The sequence below is a fragment of the Nitrospira sp. genome, assembly GCA_015709715.1.
Classification (GTDB): Bacteria; Nitrospirota; Nitrospiria; order Nitrospirales; family Nitrospiraceae; genus Nitrospira_A.
The window spans coordinates 468,948-486,327 of record CP054184.1 but is presented as its reverse complement, the minus strand read 5'-3'; the positions used below and the strand labels follow the sequence as shown (position 1 = coordinate 486,327).

The 17,380-nt window shown below is 62.6% G+C and carries 16 protein-coding genes; 13 read left to right on the top strand and 3 right to left on the bottom strand.

Translation table 11 applies throughout. The features are described 5' to 3' along the window. Positions 1-32: 32 nt before the first annotated feature. Positions 33-983: a magnesium transporter gene (locus HRU82_02250; GenBank protein QOJ33839.1), complete on the bottom strand. Its 951-nt coding sequence runs from the start codon at positions 981-983 to the stop codon at positions 33-35. A gap of 416 nt (positions 984-1,399) precedes the next feature. Here HRU82_02250 and HRU82_02245 point away from each other — a divergent pair, with 416 nt between their 5' ends. From HRU82_02245 to HRU82_02205, 9 genes are read left to right on the top strand one after another with little or no spacing between them, the layout of a single operon-like run. Then, positions 1,400-1,900 (top strand): universal stress protein, encoded by a 501-nt coding sequence (locus tag HRU82_02245; protein QOJ33838.1) that lies wholly within the window; start codon positions 1,400-1,402, stop codon positions 1,898-1,900. Positions 1,901-1,943: 43 nt separating this feature from the next. After that, on the top strand, positions 1,944-2,327 hold the full coding sequence (locus HRU82_02240; GenBank protein QOJ37084.1) for a hypothetical protein: 384 nt from the start codon (positions 1,944-1,946) through the stop codon (positions 2,325-2,327). A 3-nt stretch (positions 2,328-2,330) separates the two neighbouring features. Further along, positions 2,331-3,269: a universal stress protein gene (locus HRU82_02235; protein QOJ33837.1), complete on the top strand. Its 939-nt coding sequence runs from the start codon at positions 2,331-2,333 to the stop codon at positions 3,267-3,269. Positions 3,270-3,300: 31 nt separating this feature from the next. Continuing rightward, positions 3,301-3,495: a DUF2934 domain-containing protein gene (locus tag HRU82_02230; GenBank protein QOJ33836.1), complete on the top strand. Its 195-nt coding sequence runs from the start codon at positions 3,301-3,303 to the stop codon at positions 3,493-3,495. Beyond that, positions 3,479-4,843 (top strand): hypothetical protein, encoded by a 1,365-nt coding sequence (locus HRU82_02225; GenBank protein ID QOJ33835.1) that lies wholly within the window; start codon positions 3,479-3,481, stop codon positions 4,841-4,843. The genes HRU82_02230 and HRU82_02225 overlap by 17 nt, the downstream gene beginning before the upstream one ends. A gap of 10 nt (positions 4,844-4,853) precedes the next feature. Beyond that, positions 4,854-5,264, top strand: coding sequence for an NAD(P)H-dependent oxidoreductase subunit E (locus HRU82_02220; GenBank protein QOJ33834.1), 411 nt, complete (start codon positions 4,854-4,856; stop codon positions 5,262-5,264). 6 nt (positions 5,265-5,270) lie between these two features. Next, positions 5,271-6,761 carry an SLBB domain-containing protein gene (locus HRU82_02215; protein QOJ33833.1) on the top strand — a complete coding sequence of 497 codons (1,491 nt, stop codon included), beginning with the start codon at positions 5,271-5,273 and terminating at the stop codon, positions 6,759-6,761. An 8-nt stretch (positions 6,762-6,769) separates the two neighbouring features. Beyond that, entirely contained in the window at positions 6,770-9,493 is a 2,724-nt protein-coding gene (fdhF, locus tag HRU82_02210) for a formate dehydrogenase subunit alpha (GenBank protein ID QOJ33832.1), read from the top strand. Next, on the top strand, positions 9,439-10,335 hold the full coding sequence (locus tag HRU82_02205) for a formate/nitrite transporter family protein (GenBank protein ID QOJ33831.1): 897 nt from the start codon (positions 9,439-9,441) through the stop codon (positions 10,333-10,335). Before fdhF ends, HRU82_02205 begins: the two co-directional genes overlap by 55 nt. On the opposite strand, the gene HRU82_02200 is transcribed toward HRU82_02205, so the two are convergent. Further along, positions 10,336-10,734 (bottom strand): hypothetical protein, encoded by a 399-nt coding sequence (locus HRU82_02200; protein QOJ33830.1) that lies wholly within the window; start codon positions 10,732-10,734, stop codon positions 10,336-10,338. Positions 10,735-10,895: 161 nt separating this feature from the next. Here HRU82_02200 and HRU82_02195 point away from each other — a divergent pair, with 161 nt between their 5' ends. Both HRU82_02195 and HRU82_02190 read left to right on the top strand, forming a co-directional pair. After that, complete coding sequence (locus tag HRU82_02195; GenBank protein QOJ33829.1) at positions 10,896-12,161, top strand: MFS transporter; 1,266 nt, start codon at positions 10,896-10,898, stop codon at positions 12,159-12,161. Positions 12,162-12,218: 57 nt separating this feature from the next. Then, positions 12,219-12,347: a BrnT family toxin gene (locus tag HRU82_02190; GenBank protein ID QOJ33828.1), complete on the top strand. Its 129-nt coding sequence runs from the start codon at positions 12,219-12,221 to the stop codon at positions 12,345-12,347. 324 nt (positions 12,348-12,671) lie between these two features. On the opposite strand, the gene HRU82_02185 is transcribed toward HRU82_02190, so the two are convergent. Continuing rightward, positions 12,672-12,965 carry a hypothetical protein gene (locus HRU82_02185; protein QOJ37083.1) on the bottom strand — a complete coding sequence of 98 codons (294 nt, stop codon included), beginning with the start codon at positions 12,963-12,965 and terminating at the stop codon, positions 12,672-12,674. A 152-nt stretch (positions 12,966-13,117) separates the two neighbouring features. Here HRU82_02185 and HRU82_02180 point away from each other — a divergent pair, with 152 nt between their 5' ends. Together HRU82_02180 and HRU82_02175 are read left to right on the top strand one after the other, a co-directional pair. Further along, on the top strand, positions 13,118-13,489 hold the full coding sequence (locus HRU82_02180) for a DUF4359 domain-containing protein (GenBank protein QOJ33827.1): 372 nt from the start codon (positions 13,118-13,120) through the stop codon (positions 13,487-13,489). Between the two features lie 334 nt (positions 13,490-13,823). Then, positions 13,824-17,360, top strand: a complete 3,537-nt coding sequence (locus HRU82_02175; GenBank protein QOJ33826.1) for a vitamin B12-dependent ribonucleotide reductase — start codon at positions 13,824-13,826, stop codon at positions 17,358-17,360. The last annotated feature ends 20 nt before the right edge of the window (positions 17,361-17,380 follow it).

Here is a 17,380-nt window from a genome sequence, read left to right as displayed (position 1 = left end):
CTCCGTGGTCCTCTCGTGCCTCGTCGGCCTCCCTACCAGTGCAAAATGGTCGAGGCGATGCCGAGATAAATGGCGACGCTCAGAATGTCCTGCAACACGGTTGCCACGGGTCCGCTGGCCAACGCGGGGTCCGCCCCCAATCGCGCGAGCGCCATCGGGAGCAGGCTGGCTACGATGGTGGCGACGACGGCCGTGACTCCGAGGGTGACGGCGACCACCAGGGCGATAGAACCGCGCCCGTCGAACCATAGGAACGTCACCCCCGCCAGGGCTCCGATGGCGCCGCCCAAGAGGAGCCCGACCAGCCCCTCTCGTAGCAGTTGTGGTGTGAGGTCGACGTGACCGTAAGCCAAGGCCCGCACCAGGAGGGTTTCCGTCTGGGTTCCCACCGCATCTGCCATGTAGACGACGAGGGGTAGAAAGAACGCCAGGGCGATTTCCTGTCGCAAGGCCTCCTCAAAGGCTGCAGCGACTCCGCCGGCCAGCATGCCGCCCGCAAGGCCGACGACCAACCAGGGGATCCTGGCTCGGAACGCGGCTGCCGCGCTCGGAGGCGCCGTCGGGGCTGGATACTTGGCACCGAGGCCTCCCATCCGCAACAGGTCGTCCACATGTTCGTCGTGCAGCTGTGCCAGCAAGCGTCCGATGGGGATGGCTCCCAGCAGCACCCCATCCGTATCGGTGACGGCCACATCGGCATCGTGGCGTTCGACTGCCAGCAACGCCACCACCTCGGCGTCTTCTCCCGCTCGGACTTCGATCGGTGGATCCCCCCGGAGAGATTCGAGGACCTGTTCGCCGGGCGCGATGAGCAGCCGCTCGATCGGCACCTGCCCCACGAGGTGGGCATGGGCATCGACAAGGTAGAGGTGCCCGACTTCCGACCACTCCGATCCTCGCAGGTTCGCGAGGGCCGCCGCCACGGTGTCTTCGGCACCGGCTCGTGGAACCAGAGCGGTCATCAAGTCGGCGGCAGTCGGCATAGGGGATTCATCGGAAACAGATATCCAGCAAGGCTCAATGGCACTCAGTTGGGCAGAAGAAGATCAGGTACAGAGCGACGGTCAATCCCACCACCACCGCTCCGAGCAAGAGCCACCTTGTCTGCGACATAGTTGAGTCCTTTCTTCTCAGGTCGAGCAAGAGCAGTGCCACCGAGGTCCGCAGACAGCACGAGCCACTTCGGCCAAATCTGTGGCGTTCCGCTACAGGACACATGCGGATGCTGTAGCAGGACACCCCCGATTGATGACGGTTGCAGAGGGCGCATGGGAGCCCAGTGCGATAAGTGCCGTCCTTCCTACGGCTGCCGGTCGTCGCGGCATCCGTTCGGATGGCACTAGCTTTGCTGAGCAATTGGTAGGCGGAATGGTGTAAAGAGGTCAGTCAGGGAGGGGTGATGGCGACGCGTCTCTTTTCCAAAATCCTCGTGCCGGTGGATTTTTCTTCCTGTTCCGAAGAGGCGTTCCGTCTGGCGCTCTCGCTTGCCAAACAGTTTCAGGCGGAAGTCTTGCTGTTGCACGTGATTGATACCAAGAGCTTGGATGCGCTGAATCGCCTGGGGTTGGCCGCTCCTTCCGAAGCCGCCAAACAGAAGAAACAACTTCATCACTACGCCCGCTTGAAGGCGAGAGAACTCTTGGCCTGGGAGGATGCGAAAGGCGTGACCGTGCGGCGGTTGTTGGCGGCCGGCAACCCCTTCGAAGAAATTGCCCGGACGGCCCGCGTAGAGGGGGTGGACTTGGTGGTGATGGGCAGTTATGGCGGGGCGGTCGGCGGAGTGGATAAGATTTTCTTCGGCACGACGGCGGAGAAGGTCGTGCGGACCGCGGGGTGCCCGGTCCTCACGGTTCCGCTGCCGGCCAAGCGGATGAAGGCTCGCGCGAGCAAAACCATTTGAAGGAGGAACCATGGGCGGAAGCAGGCTTTCGACAGGGCGATGGATGTCTGCGATCGGGTTCGTGTTGGCGCTCTGTTCGCAGGGCGGGGCGCAGGCCGAACAGCGGATCGAGGTCACGATCAAGGATTTTGCGTTTGTCACGAAACAGGTGCCCTTGCGCCTGGGGGTCCCCACCGTGATCGCCATCTCGAATAGGGATGAGGAGCGGCACGATTTTGGATCCGCCATGTTCGACGGTGTTCAAACCAGGGTCGAGTCGGGCGGCGTTCTCTCGTACGGGAGGGGTATCGGCGGCGTCTTCCTCGATGGCCGGAAGGAGGCGACCATCCGCTTCACGATGGAACGGCCCGGGCGGCATGAATTCCGTTGCTCTATTCATCCGAACATGAAGGGTGAGTTGCTGCTCTTGAACGTGGAGGCGGTTTGAACCATGGCACCGCTGATCACACGGATTCTCTTTGCCACCGACTTTTCCGCCTGTGCGGATCGGGCTCTGGATTATGCAGTGGCCCTGGCGGCGCAATGGCAGGCCGAGCTCACTGTCCTGACCGTCCTTGAGTTCTATCCGGGCATGGACCCGGACTACACGGTCAACAAGATGTATCTGGACCACCTCCGGGACGAGTCCGCGCGCAAGTTGGAGGGGACGACGGCGCGCGCTCGCGCAGGGGGGCGATCGGCCGCCACCCGCATCGAAGTCGGTATTCCAAGCCAGGTGGTTCAGACGGTCGCTACGGAGATCGGGGCCGACCTGTTGGTGGTGGGCACCCATGGCCGTACGGGGCTGGACCATGTCTTGATCGGCAGCACGGCCGAGCGGGTCGTGCGGATGGCACCCTGTCCCGTCCTGTCGGTCAAGGCCCCGAAGGGCGCTGCGGGCAGCGGCGCAGCGGGAGACCTCAAGCGGATCGTGGCGCCGGTCGACCTCTCCCGCTGTTCCTTGGACGCTCTCGAGTATGCCGCGCGGTTTGCGAAACACAGCGGCGCAGCCCTGACCCTCCTGCATGCCATGGAACCGGTGGCCTACGGACTGGACTTCAGTCTGAGCCATGCGAACGAATGGCGGCGGCAACGGGAGTATTTGGAGGAGCGGTTACAGGTACTGGCGAACTGCCTGGCGGCGCAGGGCGTGAGGGCCGCGTACGTGTTGAAGCCCGGTTTGCCAGCCGATTCTATCGCGTCCTATGTTACGCAGGAAGGATTCGATCTGATGATTATGGGGACGCATGGCCGGCGAGGGTTGTCGCACATTCTCGTGGGCAGCATCGCAGGAGCCATGTTGCGCCATGCCTCCTGTCCGGTGTTGACGGTTCGGCAGTTCACGGTCCCGACGGATTCGGAACGCATCGTGCCTCTTGGAGAAACGTAATCGTGGGATCCCTTGACCAAAGGAGCGAGCCATGAAGACCTCGGCGAAGAAGCAGTTGGCGACCGGCCCCGCCTCGATCGAGTTGCCGGACGGGATGTGGGAGCGGATTTCGCAGAAAGCTTACGAATTGTGGAGGGAGCGCGGATTCCGAGAGGGGTATGCCCTGCAGGACTGGCTGGACGCCGAGGCGATCGTCATGGAGGAAATCCATGAAGCTCGGGAGTGAGCGGACGATCGGACGGTCGGTGGAGGTGTCGAAGGAGCTGGATCAGCTCTTGAATCGGTTGGACCGATTGTCCATGGCGCCCGAGTTCGCCTTGCAGCGTCAGATCGCGCTTCGGCGGGCGCTGCAGGTCTATGTGGAAATGGGCGCGCAGTCGCCGCTTTCGCCGTTGCCCGAAGAAGTCGAATTGGCCGATCTCTTCCTCTACGCCGATTTCTATCCGGAGGACGGCCAGCTGACCTTGATCGAGCAGCTGCGCGACGTCATCACGGAACATATTCCTGAGGAACAACGGGCCTGGTTGGATCCGCTCAAACATTCCTATATGGATCTGATGGAGGTCTTGCCCCTTTCTCCCGGCGCGGCTCGCCGCGGGTTACGCTCGCTCGGAAACGGCCGGATCTACGAGGTCGAGGTGGGGCGCCTGGGGCCAGATCCGGAGGCAGGGTCATCTCTCTTCACCCGCCTGATCCGCGAGCCCGGTGATCCTGAGAGCCCCTTGGCGGTGGTGGCGGGGCCGTTGCTTATCCTGTCGCCGCAGGATGCGAAGGCGCTGTACGAGAGCGCCTGCGACGAACGCCGGGAAATGGAGGTGGTGGGCGGCGCCTTCGAACTCGGCGACTGGCCGGAATTCGCCAAACGTTTTGGGTATGTGCTGCTGCGGACGTTCGCGCGGATGCGGTTGGGGGCGCTCGTGGAGGCGGTCAGCGAGATTCGCTACAGGACTGCCGGAGGGACGCCCTGTTTTTATGTGGTTGCGCTGTACGAGCACCACGAATTCACTTGCCTGAGCAGCGGGATGGGGTTGTTGGACGGATGGCAGGAGGAGCCGCCGACGCTTCCGCCCGGTGCGCCGATGCCGAAGAAACTGCGTCGATGGGTGCTCACCGAAAAAGGAGCGGCGGATCAGGCAGTGGGGCGGGTGACCATCACGGGGACGCAGCTGTATGTCGAGTGTGACTCACGGGAACGATTGGATACGATCAAGCATGCCTTGGCAGCCGCTTTCGGATTTTCGCTCCATTTCAGGGGGGAGATCGAACAGCCGCCGCTTCGCCGTGTCACTCCGGCTGAATTGGCAGCCGATGAGCCCCTCACGGTGGTGGTGACAGCCGAGGAAGACCGCGCGCTGCTGAATACGTTTTTCGAGACCGCGTACCTGGAATGGGCCGACCGCGAATCGCCCGCGTTGGGAGGTGATGTGCCGCGCCATGCCGCGGCGAGCGCCGAGGGAAGGGTCCGCGTCGAAGCCTTGATCACTGAGATGGAGCAGACCGATCTGGGGCTGCTCCGTTCGGGCGTCTCGGCTTTCGACTACAACAAACTCCGTGCGCATGTCGGTCTCTGTTGAGAGGTCGGAAATGACTGAACCAAATATTCTCAAGGCCCTGCTCTCCCTGCAGGAGCGAGAGGGCGCGATTACTCCTGCAGCGATCGGCGGCATTGCGCATCAACTGGGGACGACGACGGCTCAGGTAGCGGGAGTCCTGTCCTATTACCCGGATCTCCGCGACGCGCCGCCCGGGCGTCACGTGATCCGCCTATGTATGGGGGAGTCCTGTTATGCCAACGGCTGCAGCCGGCTCTTGCGGTGGGTGCAGGATCGGCTGCGCGTGGATGCAGGCGAAACCACCGCCGGGGGGAAGTTCACGTTGGAGACTATGTCCTGCGCCGGCAATTGCGCGGTGGCCCCGACGGTGATCATCGATCGCGATCTCTACGGACGGGTGTTGCCGTCGCAGCTCGATGGCCTGTTGGACCGGTATCGGTGACGGAACATGGCGACGAGACTATACCTTTCGAATGACACGTCGGCGCGAGCCGCCGGGGCTGCCGCACTGGCCGATGCCTGGGCTGAGCGGCCCGACCTGCAGCTCATCCGCACCTCGTCCCGCGGTGCGTTCTTTCTGGAACCGATGGTGGAGCGCGACAGCGCAGCGGGACGAATCGCCTGGTTCAATGTGACCCAGGACGATTTGCCTCGCATCCTCGCCGGAACGGGCGGCACGCCGGTCGAGGCGATTCCCTTTCTCGCGCGCCAGACCCGCATCGCTTTTGCCGAATTCGGCGAGACGGAGCCCTTGGCATTGGATGAATACCAGGCGCGCGGCGGGCTTCAGGGGCTGCAACAGGCCCTGCACATGGGGCCGGACGCCATCATCGAGGAACTCAAACAGTCCCGGTTGCGTGGCCGCGGCGGCGCCGCCTTTCCGGTGTGGAATAAGTGGCTGGTCGCACGGCAAGCTGAAGCGGATGAAAAGTACGTGGTGGCGAATGCCGACGAGGGAGATGCCGGCACCTACTGTGATCGAATGATCTTGGAGGGGAATCCCTTCCGGCTGTTGGAAGGCATGCTGATTTGCGCCCGTGCGATCGGCGCGAGCCGCGGTTATGTCTATTGCCGCCAAGAATATCCCGCCGCCGCGGCGACCCTCCGCGCCGCCATCCTCAAGGCGGACGAAGCGGAGCTGCTGGAGCTGGACGGGGAGCCCTTTCCCATCGAGGTCGTCGAGGGGGCAGGGTCTTACGTCTGCGGCGAGGAGACCGCCCTGCTGGAATCGCTCGAAGGCAAACGAGGCGTGGTGCGGGCCAGGCCGCCCTATCCCGCTCAAGCCGGGCTCTATGGCCGTCCCACTATCGTGAGCAATGTGCTCACGTTCGCCATCCTCCCCTCGATCCTGGCGAGGGGAGGATCCTGGTATGCCTCATTGGGCACGGGGCGGTCGAGCGGCACCATGGTGTTGCAATTGGGCGGGCGGGTGAAGCAACCGGGTCTGGTGGAGGTACCCTTCGGCATGAGCCTGCGGCAGGTGCTGGATCAGTTCGGCGGCGGGATGGCGCCCGGGGCGCGGTTCAAGGCGGTGCAGGTCGGCGGACCGCTGGGAAGTCTGTTTCCCTCGTCCAAGTTGGATCTGCCGATCTGTTACGATGCCTTCGCCCAAGCCGGCGCCGTGCTGGGCCATGGCGGCATCGTCGTCTACGACCATGAGACCGATATGGTGGACCTGGCCCGGCACTTCATGGCCTTCACCGCCTACGAGTCCTGCGGCAAATGCACGCCCTGCCGAATCGGGTCGGTCCGCGGCCGCGAAATCCTCGAACGTATCCAGAGCGGCGGCGGCAGCCTGGACGACCTTGCGTTGTTGCACGACCTGGGCGAGACCATGAAGGTTGCCAGTCTCTGCGCCCTCGGCGGCAGGGCGCCCTATCCGGTGTTGACGGCCATCGAACATTTTCCGTCGGAGTTCCGGAGCAAGCTGAACGCGTAGAGCGGACCATGAAACTCACCATCAACCATCGGCTCGTGGTGGCCTCGCCGGGCGAGACGGTCTACAGCGCGGCCAAGAAGGCCGGGATCGCGATTCCCGGCCTGTGCGCGTCCGACCACTTGAACCCGTTCGGCTCCTGCCGGCTCTGTCTCTGTGAGGTGGAGGGACAGGCGGGGCTGCCGGCTTCCTGCACCACGCCCGTGCGCGAGGGCATGGTGGTGCACACGGAAAGCGAACGATTGACTCGGCTTCGCCGGAACATCCTCGAACTGTATCGCTCGGAACAGCCGGCCGGCGGAGAGCATCCCGAGGCATTGGAGCGCTTGGCCAAGGGGTTGGGGCTGGAGAAGGTACGGTATCGGCAGCCGGCGTTGCGCGCGCAGGTCGTCGACCACTCCAATCCGTTTTTCTCGTTCGACAATGCGATCTGTATCTCCTGCGCCCGCTGCGTGCGAGCCTGCGATGAAATCCAAGGCACCCATGCCCTGACGATGTTACATCGCGGATTCGAGGCCAGGCCGACGGCCGGGGCCGCCGCCTTGACCGGCCAGGCGGGAGGGTTTGCTTCGTCGAACTGCGTGTCCTGCGGAGCCTGCGTCAAGGAATGTCCCACCGGCGCCTTGGTGGAGAAGACGATCGTCACACAGGGGCCGCCGACAAAGGCCGTCCGCACTACCTGCGCCTATTGCGGCGTCGGCTGTGCGTTCGACGCAGGCGTGCGCAATGGGCGCGTGGTCAGCATGGTGCCCGCGGACGACGGCCCGTCGAACCAGGGGCATGCCTGCATGAAGGGTCGGTTCGGCTGGACCTACAACTATGCACAGGACCGGCTGGTCAGGCCGCTGCTGAGGCAGGGGAACCAGTGGGTGGAGATTTCCTGGTCGGATGCCTGCGATCGCATCGCCCAAGAATGGATGCGCATCAAGGAGCAGCATGGGACGGATGCGCTCGCGACCATTTCATCCAGCCGAGGCACGAACGAGGAGAACTATCTGTTCGGCAAGTTCATGCGTTGCGTGATCGGCAGCAACCACATCGACAATTGCGCCCGCGTCTGCCACAGCGCAACCGTCACCGGCATGATGGAGACACTCGGCGCCTCGGCGGCGACCAACAGCATCCAGGATGTGGAGGCGGCAAACCTGCTGCTGGTGGTGGGCGCGAATCCGACTGAGTCGCATCCCGTGGTCGGGGCGCGCATCAAACAGGCCATGCGGCGAGGGGTGCCGCTCATCGTGGTGGACCCCCGCCGGACCGAACTGGCCCGGTTGGCGGATCTGCATCTCCAATTACATCCCGGCACGAACGTCGCGCTGTTGAACGGTCTGGGCCACGTGATCGTCAAAGAGCATCTGGTAGACCAGGCCTTCGTCGGCGAACGGACCGAGGGGTTCGAGGAGTGGGTCAAGACGGTCGAGGCTTGCGAACCGGAGCGCACGGCCCAGATCACCGGCGTCCCGGCTCACCTGGTCGCCCAAGCGGCCCGCCTCTATGCGACGAGCGGGGCCTCGATGGCCCTGCACGGCCTCGGCATGACCGAACATCGATGGGGAAGCCACGGGGTCATGGCCTTGGTCAACTTGGCCTTGGCGACCGGCAATATCGGCAAGCCCGGGACGGGGATCAATCCCCTGCGCGGCCAGAACAATGTGCAAGGGGCCTCGGACGTCGGCTGCCTGCCGACCTACTTTGCCGGCTACCAATCGTTGAACGATCCAACCTTGGCGGCGGCCCACCTGGCGGTGACCGGACGCCCGCTGCCGACCGCGCGCGGCATGAAAACGCCCGATATGTGGGATGCGGCCTTGGCGGGCACGCTCAAGAGCCTCTGGGTCATCGGCTATGACGTGGCCCAGACGGACCCCAACTTGAAGAAGGTCCATGCCGCCCTGAAGAACCTGGAGTTCCTCATCGTGCAGGATCTGTTTCTGAGCGAGACGGCCAAGCTGGCGCATCTGGTGATTCCCGGCGCCTCGTTCCTCGAAAAGGATGGCACCTTCACCAACCTGGAACGGCGGATTCAGCGCATCCGCAAGGTGGTGGAGCCGCCCGACGGCCTGTTGCCGGATTGGCAAGTGGTCTGCGAAGTGTCGGCACGCATGGGGTATCCCATGTGGTACGACCACCCCTCGGCCATCATGGATGAGATCGCCCAACTCGCGCCGTTGTTTGCGGGGGTGTCGTTCGATCGTTTGGAAGGAGCCCAGGGGCTGCAGTGGCCGGTCCCGTCGACCGACCATCCCGGTACGGCCTTGATGCACGACCGCTCGTTCCCCAAGGGTAAGGCGCAGTTCGTGGCGGTGGACTATCTACCGCCCGGCGAATCTCCGAGCGAGGCCTATCCGTTGGTGTTGATCACCGGACGCATCCTGCAGCATTACAATTGCGGCGCTCAGACCAGACGGACCGGCATCATGCAGGTGGTCGATACCGACGTCCTCGAGATGCATGCGAGCGACGCTGCACGGCTGGAGGTGCGAGACGGCGAGCTGGTCCGCTTGATCAGCGCGCGCGGGGAGGCGACCCTCCCGGTGGTGGTGAGCGAACGGGTTCAACCAGGAGAACTCTTCACCAGTTTTCATTTTCCCGACCGAGATGTGAATGTCCTGTTGTCGTCCAGCGCCGACGAGAGCTCCAAGTGTCCTGAGTACAAGGTGTCGACGGTGCGGGTTGAGAAATGCTCGGCGACCGGGGTCCGCGCGGCGCCGATCCATGCGATGTTGATCACGTGACGACGGAATCCACTACGCCTTCCACTGTGTCCGTCGCCGACGCCTATCCTCCTCCCGAGATCGCCGCGCGTGTCTGTAAGGTCGGTTTGGCCAAGGTCAGCACGCCCCTCTCCACGATGGTCGGCTTGGCCGTCCTAGCCGGTGCCTTTATTTCGCTGGGCGCGCTGTTCTATACCGTGACCGTGACGACGGGACCGGGGGCGGCGGCTCCGCCCTTCGGGCTGCTGCGGTTGGCCGGGGGCCTGACCTTCAGCCTCGGCCTGGTGCTGGTGGTCGTGGGCGGGGCGGAACTCTTCACCGGCAACAACCTCATTGCCATGGCCTGGGCCGCCGGCTGCGTTCAGACCCATCAGGTGGTTCGGAATTGGTGTTGGGTCTATCTGGGGAACTTGCTGGGGGCTGTCGGCACTGCGGCACTTGTCTGGTCGGCCGGGGTGCAGACGTTGGGCGACGGGGCGGTGGGCGAGACCTTGGTGAAGATTGCGCGCAGCAAGATCGCGCTCGATCCCGTTCAGGCGGTGGCGCGCGGCATTCTCTGCAATGTGCTGGTCTGTCTGGCTGTCTGGCTCTGCATGGGGGCGCGGAGCGTGGCGGACAAGATTTTGGCCATCGTCCTGCCGATCAGCGCCTTTGTGGCCTGCGGTTTCGAACATTCGGTCGCCAACATGTTTTTCCTGCCGTTGGGCCTCGTCCTGGCCGCCGGGAGCGCGGCATCCCTGTCGGTTGCGGGCGCGCTTGTGAATCTTGGGCTCGTCACGCTCGGCAACATCATCGGCGGGACCCTGCTGGTGGCGCTCGTGTATTGGTTTGTGTACCTGAGGACGGACGCCCCAGTGCGATGATCAGCGGGCCTCCAAACCCTGTTTGATCGCCTTGGCGACCTCGCCGCACTCCGTTACCAATTCCACGCGGTACTGCGTGCCTGCGATCCGCGGGGAGCGATTTGCGACACAGGACTCGAAATCCTTGATCTCATTGTTGTCGAACGTGCGACTCCAGATCTGCGCAATCCGTTCACGTTCCCCCCGCACTTGCTGATCCACCACCAGCCAACCGATGAAGGCCGCCGTGAGCAGCAGCGCTCCCATGCCGATCAATTTCACGATCCGACTTCTCAGGACCTTGATGATGACGTACAGAACTGCCGCGCCGATCAGGATTGCCAAGGCTCCGCCGACGGCCAGCTCCGTCGGTTCCAGCTCGACATACTTAGCATTCCACCACAGGCCTAAGTTGGTCATGGTCATCCCTCTTCTCGTGGCTGGCCCTCTTATACCAGGTCGTTTGCGGAAAAGCCTCCTTGAATCGGCGGCGGCCCGTTAACCTTTCGCGATTCTGATGCGCAGCGGCCCTACGGCAGTGGTATGCTGCAGCTCGTGATTCGCTTATCATACGAAATCGCATGAGCCGGACGACCCTCCGCGCGCTGTCGACTCCGCGACTCGGGACCATGTTGCCCCTGGGGTTCGCCTCGGGGCTCCCGTTGGCCCTCACGGGCGCCACCCTCCAAGCCTGGCTGACCGAGGAGGGGCTGGACCTTGCGACGATCGGCCTGTTCGCTTACGTTGGGCTTCCCTACACGTTGAAATTTCTGTGGGCCCCCGTGATGGATCGGATCGTGCCGCCCTGGCTTGGCCACCGTCGCGGCTGGATGATCATGACCCAGAGCGGACTGGCCTTGGCGCTGGCAACGATGGCGCTCGTCGGCCCGTCGGGAAGCGCCCAGCTCTTTGCGGCGCTGGCCTTGGGGGTCGCTTTTCTCTCGGCCTCGCAAGACATCGTCTTCGACGCCTACCGCACGGATCTGTTGAAGCCGGACGAACGGGGGTTGGGTGCCGCCACCTGGGTGATGGGGTATCGCATTGCCATGATTACGTCCGGCTCGTTGGCGCTGATCGTGGCGGCCCGCTTGGGCTGGTCCTCCGCCTATCTCTGCATGGCCGGGCTGATGGCGCTCGGGGTACTGACCATCCTCCTGATTCCCGAACCGGAGGCGGCGCGATCCGCGCCGCAGTCGATGGCGGAGGCGGTGTGGGGGCCCCTGGCGGAATTCCTGTCGCGCCCCATGGCCTGGGCGTTGTTGGGGTTGGTTGTGCTGTACAAACTCGGTGATGCCTTTGCCGGGGCCTTGACCACGTCGTTCCTGCTTCGCGGTATGCAGTTTTCTTCGGAGGACATTGGGGTAGTCCGGGCCTTCGGGATCGGAGCGACGATCCTGGGCGCCTTCATCGGCGGCGGCCTCATGCCGCGGCTGGGACTGTATCGCTCGCTGCTGCTGTTCGGAATCCTGCAGGCGTTGTCGAACCTCTCGTTTCTCTGGCTGGCCTGGGCTGGGAAGAATTACGCCGTCATGGCCTTTACGGTCGGATTCGAAAATTTGACCGGCGGCATGGGGACCGCGGCCTTTGTGGCGCTGGTCATGTCGCTCTGCAACCATCGCTACACGGCGACCCAGTTCGCCCTGCTCTCTTCTGTGGAAGCCCTCGGACGGGTCTTTCTCGGCTGGCCGGCGGCCAAGCTGGTCGGGGTCGCCGGATGGGGGCCTTTCTTCTTCGTGACCGTTCTCGCCGCGCTGCCGGGGTTATGGCTGTTGTGGGTACTTCGCAGGCCAGTAGCCCAGCATGCGGAGATGAATGAGGGGAAGAGTGAAGCGAGTGTGTCTTGCTGAAGATTCCCGGAATGGTGTGAGACTGTATCCAGCATCGCGCGGTAACGGGCATCTCTCATGCTGGGCCTGAGTTTTACGTTGCGTATTCTGATTGTGTGTCACTGTTATCGGGAGCGAGACTCCGTCATCCGGATTATTTCAGCCAGAAAAGCGACACGACAGGAGGGCGAGCATTATAAGAGGTGATGTATGAGGGCGGAATATGATTTCTCAAAGGTGAAAGGGCAGCGTAATCCGTATCGGGGGCAGCTGAAGCAACCGATCACGATTCGATTGTGACAAAATGACCGTGGCCTACTTCAAGGGGTTGGCCGACGAAATCGGGATGCCATACCAGAATCTCATCAATTTGTATCTGCGGGATTGCGCGCTCAATCAGAAGAAGCTTGATCTGAGGTGGGCGTCATAACTCAACGCGGCAGGGAGTGCGTATGGAGCCAAGGTCACTGCCGGGGAAGCCAGTCATGCCTCGGCGAATCTGGAACCATATCCTGCTTCCTTTCATACCTCTTACGGCTTCAGCTTTTTTTGCAGGAACAGCACGAACAGCATGAGCGTCGGGAGTGGCGCCAGCGCGAAGGGCACCAGCCACAGCCATACGTTTTTTCCCCGCACACGGGCCTGATCGAACATCCAGACGAATACCCAGATCAACAGCCCGATGTAGTTGGCGGCCATCCATCGCGTGGTATGGATCTTCAGGCCGCTGACCGATTCCGGCTCACCCTGAACGAGAAAGATTGCAATGAGGAGCACGAAGCCCCCCAGTAGCCCGCCGACGAGACGCTTACTCCACACGAACATGAGGTCCTCCTGATCACCGCCGTACCGAGCGGTCCGGGGTTTCAATTGCATCAAATGGGGCGTAAGCTAAACAGGCGCGTGGTATTTGTCAAACCGGCCGCTATGCCGAACCACCATCGGCAGCGGCCTGGTTAGTGCGGCGGCGAGGAGGCATGAGGACAGGGACATTGGCCGCGGTGACGGCAAGCTTGGCCGTGGCGGTGGGGCTGGCCGCGACGAATCCCACGATGGAGGCCTATCTACGCTTTATCGAGGTGCGACTGGCGGCGGAACTCGACAAGATGGATCAGTCGGCTCCGCGCGGCGACCGTGATTTGATCAAGCAGGTCGTGCGCGCGCAGGGCGGCAAGTTGATCGAGGGGCTTGTGCGGCCCAAGACGGTGCGAACGAATTTCGGGCTCCTCAGCCTGTTCGAGACGAATGTGCTGGACCAATCGGTGCTGGTGTTGGGCGTCGGCGGCCAGTTCGTACCGGTACACGGGGTCGAGGAGGCGACGCTGAAGGTCGGTCGGCTGGCTTTCTGAGTCCAGCCGGACATTTTTCTCGCCTCCGGTATAAAAGTCCTACCGACCTGAGAGCGGGGATTGTTGTGGATAACCTGGCCGAAAATGCGGCCAACGCAGCGCCAGATCTGGCGCTCCTGCTATCACCACCTTATCCCCAGATATCACAGCGTTGCCACAACATTTTGTTTGACAAAAAAATCGGATCACTATATCTAGTAGCATCTTTCGTCGGGCAAGGCGTCGACCACCAGACTGAACGTAATCAGGCGCCCTCACTTCCACACATAGCCAGGCTCGCCATGGTCGTTCGCCGCTCCCATCATCTTTCAGTTTTCTCTCGAAGGAGGAACCAGTGAGAATTGAACGAAGATTCACCACGCGTGGGCAGAGCCCCTATGAGGGTCTTGCGTTCGTAAAACGTTCCTCGGAGATCCGGAATCCCGATGGATCGACGGTCTTCAAGTTGGATCAGATCGACGTGCCGGAACATTGGACGCAGTTGGCGATCGATATTCTGGCGCAGAAGTACTTCCGCAAAGCCGGTGTCCCGCAGGTCCATGCGGACGGGAAGCCGGTGTTGGATCAGGCCGGCAAGCCGGTCTTGGGCGGAGAACGGGATGCGCGCCAGGTGTTCGAGCGGCTGGCGGGCTGCTGGACCTTCTGGGGCAAGAACCACGGCTATTTCAAGACGCCCGAGGATGCCACGGTCTTTCACGATGAGCTTTGCTACATGTTGGCCCACCAGATGGCCGCTCCCAACAGTCCTCAGTGGTTCAATACGGGGCTGCACTATGCCTACGGACTGTCGGGCCCGGCGCAAGGCCATTTTTATGTCGATCCCAAGCTCGGCGAGGTGGTCAAGGCTACCAACGCCTTCGAACATCCCCAGCCGCATGCTTGCTTCATCCAGTCCATCGAGGACGACCTGGTCAACGAGAACGGCATCATGGACCTGTGGGTCCGTGAGGCCCGGTTGTTCAAGTATGGGTCCGGCACCGGGACGAATTTCTCGCGCTTGCGGGGCGACGGCGAGTCTCTCTCCGGCGGCGGACGTTCCTCCGGCTTGATGTCCTTCCTCAAAATCGGCGATCGCGCCGCCGGCGCCATCAAGTCCGGCGGAACCACCAGGCGCGCGGCCAAGATGGTCTGCCTGGACCTCGACCATCCCGACATCGAAGAGTTCATCGATTGGAAGGTGGTGGAGGAACAGAAGGTGGCCGCCATGGTCACCGGGTCGAAGATCTGCGCTCAGCGCCTCAACAGCGTGCTCAAGGCCTGCGTGACGGCGGAGGGCACGGTCGAATTGGACATGAAGAAGAACCAGGCCTTGCGGGATGCCGTGGCGGCGGCGCGCCGCGACATGGTGCCGGAGGCCTACATCCACCGCATGTTTGATTATGCAAAGCAGGGCTACACCCACTTCGTGTTCCATGAATACGACACCAATTGGGACGGCAAGGCCTACCAGACCGTCTCGGGGCAAAACTCGAACAACAGCGTGCGGATTCCCAACGGCTTTTTCGACGCGCTGGAGCGGGACGGTGACTGGGAGTTGCGGCGCCGCACCGACGGCAAGGTCAGCAAGACGGTCAAGGCGCGCGAGTTGTGGGACAAGATCGCTTGGGCGGCCTGGACCTGCGCCGACCCCGGCACCCAATACGACACCACGATCAACGAATGGCACACCTGTCCGAATGACGGCCGGATCAACGCGTCCAATCCCTGTTCCGAATACATGTTCCTGGACGACACGGCCTGTAACCTGGCGTCGCTCAACCTCGCCAAGTTTTACAACGCGGAAGGCGAGTTCGACTTGGAGTCGTTCCGCCATGCCGTGCGCATCTGGACCATCGTGCTCGAGATCAGCGTGTTGATGGCGTCGTTCCCGAGCCGCGCCATCGCGCAAAAGAGTTACGAGTTCCGGACGCTCGGCCTGGGTTATGCCAATCTCGGCACCATCCTGATGAAACAGAGCGTGCCTTACGATTCGCCCAAGGCGACCGCGATTTGCGGCGCCATCACGGCGATCATGACCGGCGAATCCTATGCGACCTCGGCCGAAATGGCGGCGGAGATCGGCCCATTCCCTGGCTACGTCAGCAACCGTGAGGCGATGTTGCGCGTCATTCGCAACCACCGGCGTGCCGCCTACAGCGCGCCCGCCGATGACTATGAGGGCTTGACGATCAAGCCCATGTCGATCCAACCGGAGCATTGTCCTCCGGCCCTGTTGCTGGCGGCCCGGCGAGCCTGGGATCGAGCCCTGGAATTGGGGACTGCCTATGGGTTCCGGAATGCCCAGGTGACGGTCATTGCTCCGACCGGCACGATTGGCTTGGTGATGGACTGCGACACCACCGGTATCGAACCGGACTTCGCGTTGGTGAAGTTCAAGAAGCTGGCGGGCGGCGGGTACTTCAAGATCATCAACCAGAGCCTGCCCCCGGCCTTGTCGGCCTTGGGTTATACCGACCAACAGATTCGGGATATCGTCGCCTATTGCGTCGGTCATCAGACCTTGAAGGGTGCGCCCTTCATCAACCATGAGGTGTTGCGGCAAAAGGGGTTCGACGATGCGGCGCTGGAGCGACTGGAAGGCTCGCTGGCGCAGGCGTTCGAGATCCAGTTCGCCTTCAACAAATTCACCCTCGGTGAGGAGTTCTGCCGGGAGAATTTGCACATCAGCGATGCGCAATTGGTCGACCCCACCTTCAACATGCTCAAGTTCCTGGGCTTCACGCAGGAGGAGGTGGCGGCCGCCAATGACTATTGCTGCGGTACCATGACGGTGGAGGGGGCGCCTCACCTCAAAGTCGAGCACCTGCCCATTTTCGATTGCGCGAACCGGTGCGGGCGAATCGGGCAACGCTCGATCGCCGTGGATGCGCACATCCGCATGATGGCCGCGGCTCAGCCCTTTATCAGCGGCGCGATCAGCAAGACCATCAATATGCCGGCGGATGCCACCTTAGAGGACGTGAAGTCGGCCTATCTCTTCGCCTGGAAGAGTATGGTCAAGGCGGTAGCGCTGTACCGCGACGGTTCCAAACTCAGCCAGCCGTTGAATGCGTCCTCGGACAGCGGCAAGGCGGCGGAGGTGGCGCCGACGGTCGCCAGCGTGGCGGAAAAAGTCGCCGAACGCGTGTTGGTGCGGTACCTGGCCAAACGACGACCGTTGCCGGCCAGGCGCAGCGGCTACACGCAGAAAGCCATCGTGGGCGGCCACAAGGTCTACCTGCGGACCGGTGAATACGAAGACGGCACGCTCGGCGAGATCTTCCTCGACATGCACAAGGAAGGGGCGGCGTTCCGCAGCTTGATGAACAACTTCGCCATCGCCATCTCGCTCGGCCTGCAGCACGGCGTGCCGTTGGAGGAATTCGTGGAGGCCTTCGTCTTCACGCGATTCGAGCCGAACGGGCCGGTCAAATTGAACGATCGGATCAAGATGGCCACGTCGATCATCGACTACATCTTCCGCGAGTTGGCGATCACCTATCTCGAACGGAAGGACCTGTCGCAGGTGCAGGAAGACGACCTGCGGATGGATTCGATGAAGAAGGACGAGCAGGACCCGGAGTGCGTCGAGGAGGAGGCGGACATGAGCGCGCTCGCAAAGGCCTCGATCCTCACCGAGCACCTGCCGGTCCGCCGGAACGGACTGCACGGCGGCAATGGCCATAGCCGCCGGCAGGGTAATGGGAACGGCAGCGTCGCCCACAAACTGGAGCTGAAGCGGGAAACTCTGACCGTCACCTCGGTGCGTCAGGAAGCCAGGGAGAAGGGCTACGAGGGCGACCCCTGTCAGAATTGTAAGCAGTTCACGCTCGTGCGTAACGGAACCTGCCTGAAGTGCATGAGCTGCGGCGAGACGAGCGGCTGCTCGTAGTGTGGAGAAAAATTAAGTCA

Excerpts from the sequence above, each read along its gene's own strand:
- fdhF (QOJ33832.1), top strand. The coding sequence starts at position 6,770 with ATGAAACTCACCATCAACCATCGGCTCGTGGTGGCCTCGCCGGGCGAG.
- HRU82_02180 (QOJ33827.1), top strand. The coding sequence starts at position 13,118 with ATGAGGACAGGGACATTGGCCGCGGTGACGGCAAGCTTGGCCGTGGCG.
- HRU82_02200 (QOJ33830.1), bottom strand. The coding sequence starts at position 10,734 with ATGACCAACTTAGGCCTGTGGTGGAATGCTAAGTATGTCGAGCTGGAA.
- HRU82_02190 (QOJ33828.1), top strand. The coding sequence starts at position 12,219 with ATGCTGGGCCTGAGTTTTACGTTGCGTATTCTGATTGTGTGTCACTGT.
- HRU82_02220 (QOJ33834.1), top strand. The coding sequence starts at position 4,854 with ATGACTGAACCAAATATTCTCAAGGCCCTGCTCTCCCTGCAGGAGCGA.
- HRU82_02240 (QOJ37084.1), top strand. The coding sequence starts at position 1,944 with ATGTCTGCGATCGGGTTCGTGTTGGCGCTCTGTTCGCAGGGCGGGGCG.
- HRU82_02225 (QOJ33835.1), top strand. The coding sequence starts at position 3,479 with ATGAAGCTCGGGAGTGAGCGGACGATCGGACGGTCGGTGGAGGTGTCG.
- HRU82_02195 (QOJ33829.1), top strand. The coding sequence starts at position 10,896 with ATGAGCCGGACGACCCTCCGCGCGCTGTCGACTCCGCGACTCGGGACC.
- HRU82_02245 (QOJ33838.1), top strand. The coding sequence starts at position 1,400 with ATGGCGACGCGTCTCTTTTCCAAAATCCTCGTGCCGGTGGATTTTTCT.
- HRU82_02205 (QOJ33831.1), top strand. The coding sequence starts at position 9,439 with ATGCTCGGCGACCGGGGTCCGCGCGGCGCCGATCCATGCGATGTTGAT.
- HRU82_02235 (QOJ33837.1), top strand. The coding sequence starts at position 2,331 with ATGGCACCGCTGATCACACGGATTCTCTTTGCCACCGACTTTTCCGCC.
- HRU82_02185 (QOJ37083.1), bottom strand. The coding sequence starts at position 12,965 with ATGTTCGTGTGGAGTAAGCGTCTCGTCGGCGGGCTACTGGGGGGCTTC.
- HRU82_02250 (QOJ33839.1), bottom strand. The coding sequence starts at position 983 with ATGCCGACTGCCGCCGACTTGATGACCGCTCTGGTTCCACGAGCCGGT.
- HRU82_02215 (QOJ33833.1), top strand. The coding sequence starts at position 5,271 with ATGGCGACGAGACTATACCTTTCGAATGACACGTCGGCGCGAGCCGCC.
- HRU82_02230 (QOJ33836.1), top strand. The coding sequence starts at position 3,301 with ATGAAGACCTCGGCGAAGAAGCAGTTGGCGACCGGCCCCGCCTCGATC.